The 2,349-nt window shown below is 68.5% G+C and carries 2 protein-coding genes; both read left to right on the forward strand.

Annotated elements, in window-relative coordinates; genetic code table 11:
- Window positions 1-5 precede the first annotated feature (5 nt).
- On the forward strand, window positions 6-1,151 hold the full coding sequence (locus HP546_RS29275) for an acetyl-CoA C-acyltransferase (protein ID WP_372242475.1): 1,146 nt from the start codon (window positions 6-8) through the stop codon (window positions 1,149-1,151).
- Window positions 1,152-1,165: 14 nt separating this feature from the next.
- Window positions 1,166-2,349 (forward strand): acyl-CoA dehydrogenase family protein (locus tag HP546_RS29280; protein ID WP_172233076.1); only part of this gene is annotated, 1,184 nt, incomplete at its 3' end.

Raw genomic sequence — 2,349 nt, forward strand, 5'->3', positions numbered from 1 at the left:
CAGGTGTGTCGCCCATCGACCTGGGCATCAAGGCAGGCCGGGCCGTGCTGGTGCGCGCCGGCCTTGATCCGCAGGCCGTGGACAGCGTGCTGGCCGGCAGCATGGCCCACGCCAGTTTCGATGCCTACTTCCTGCCGCGCCATGTCGGGCTGTACTGCGGTGTGCCGCAGGCCACGCCCGCATTGGCGGTACAGCGCATCTGCGGTACCGGGCTGGAACTGCTGCGCCAGGCCGGCGAGCAGCTGCGCAGTGGTGCGCAACAGGTGCTGTGCGTGGGTACCGAGTCGATGTCGCGCAACCCGATCGCGGCCTACGAGCACCGCGGTGGCTTTCGCCTGGGGGCGCCAGTGGGCTTCAAGGACTTTCTCTGGGAGGCGCTGCACGACCCCGCTGCCGGTGTGGACATGATCGGCACTGCGGACACCCTGGCGCGTGAGCATGGCCTGGACCGCACTGCAGTGGATGCCTGGGCTCTGCGCAGCCATCAGCGTGCCCTGCAGGCGCAGCACGCGGGCTGGTTCGATGAGGAAGTTGTCCGCATCACGGCTGAGACCTTTGACGCCGAAGGCTGCCTGCCACGTGGCATCGAACTGCCGCGGGGGGTGAGCGAGGTCAGCCGCGACAGCCATCCGCGGCCTACCGACGCCGTGGCGCTGGCCCGGCTGCGTGCCGTTCACACCCGGGGCGTGCAAACCGCCGGCAACAGCTGCGCAGTGGTCGATGGCGCTGCGGCGGCGCTGGTGGCGCGCTTGTCCACCTGCACGCGGCCACCGTTGGCCCGCTTGCGGATGGTCACGGCAGTTGGTGTGCCACCGCAGACCATGGGTATCGGGCCAGCGCCGGCGATCGCGCTGCTGCTGGCGCGCAGCGGTCTGCGCCTGGAGCAGATCGACCGTTTCGAAATCAACGAAGCCCAGGCCGCGCAAGTGCTGGCCGTGGTCCAGTCGCTACAGCTGGATGTCAACAAGCTCAATGTCCACGGTGGGGCCATTGCCCTCGGCCACCCGCTGGCCGCCACCGGCCTGCGGCTGGTGCACACCCTGGCCCGGCAACTGCGTCAGGACAACCTGCGCTACGGGGTTGCCGCAGCCTGCATCGGCGGCGGCCAAGGCATGGCACTGCTGCTCGAAAACCCCCATTTCATTGGCTGAACACGAGGTATCCCATGGCCTGGAAGGCACCTTTGGCGGACATGCAATTCGTACTGCAACACTGGCTGCGGGCCGACCGCGCCTGGCAGGCAATGCCGGCCTATGCCGAGGTCGACCTTGATCTGGCCATGCAGGTGCTGGAACAGGCTGCCCGTTTCAGCGAGCAGGTACTGGTGCCGCTGAACACAACGGGTGACCGCCAGGGTTGTACGCTGGAGCATGGCAACGTGCGCACGCCGCAGGGTTTCCCGGCGGCCTATCGGGCTTATGTCGAGGGTGGCTGGCCTGCGCTGGCCTGTGATCCGGCGCTGGGTGGCCAGGGTTTGCCTGTGCTGCTGGACGCTGCCATGCAGGAGATGCTGTTTGCCAGCAACCATGGCTGGGCCATGTATACCGGCATCGCTCATGGCGCGTACCTGTGCCTGAAGGCCCATGCCTCTGCCGAGCTGCAGGCGCGGTACCTGCCGGGGATCGTCAGTGGCGCAACCTTGCCCACCATGTGCCTCACCGAGCCCCAGGCCGGCAGCGACCTTGGCTTGCTGCGCTGCCGCGCCGAAGCTGTGGGCGAAGGCCGTTATGCCGTCACCGGCAACAAGCTGTTCATCTCCGGCGGCGACCACGACCTCACCCACGATATCCTGCACCTGGTGCTGGCCCGCCTGCCGGGTGCGCCGGCAGGCAGCCGCGGCTTGTCGCTGCTGCTGGTGCCGAAATGGCTGGAGGATGGCCAACGCAATGCCGTGCACTGCGATGGCCTGGAACACAAGCTGGGCATCCGCGCCAGCGCTACCTGCACGCTGCGCTTCGAGGGCGCCAGCGGCTGGCTGGTCGGGCAGGCGCACGGCGGCCTGGCGGCCATGTTCGTGATGATGAATGCGGCCCGCCTGCATGTCGGCCTGCAAGGGCTGGCGCATGCCGAGGCGGCCTGGCAATGCGCCCGGGACTATGCCCTGGAGCGTCGGCAGATGCGTGCGGTGGGGCATGCGCTAGGGGATGCCGACCCGATCGCCCTGCACCCTGCCATGCGCCAGGTGCTGCTGGAGCTGCGGGTGCGTAGCGAAGGCATGCGCGCGCTGGGCTACTGGACGGCGCACTGGCTGGATGTGGCCGCCGCAGCAGCCGACCCGGCACAGCGGACCAAGGCGTCTAAGCTGGCGGCCCTGCTGACGCCGATCGTCAAGGCGGCCTTCACCGACTA

Origin of the sequence: Pseudomonas sp. CM25, assembly GCF_013179705.1 — a bacterium.
Classification (GTDB): domain Bacteria; phylum Pseudomonadota; class Gammaproteobacteria; order Pseudomonadales; family Pseudomonadaceae; genus Aquipseudomonas.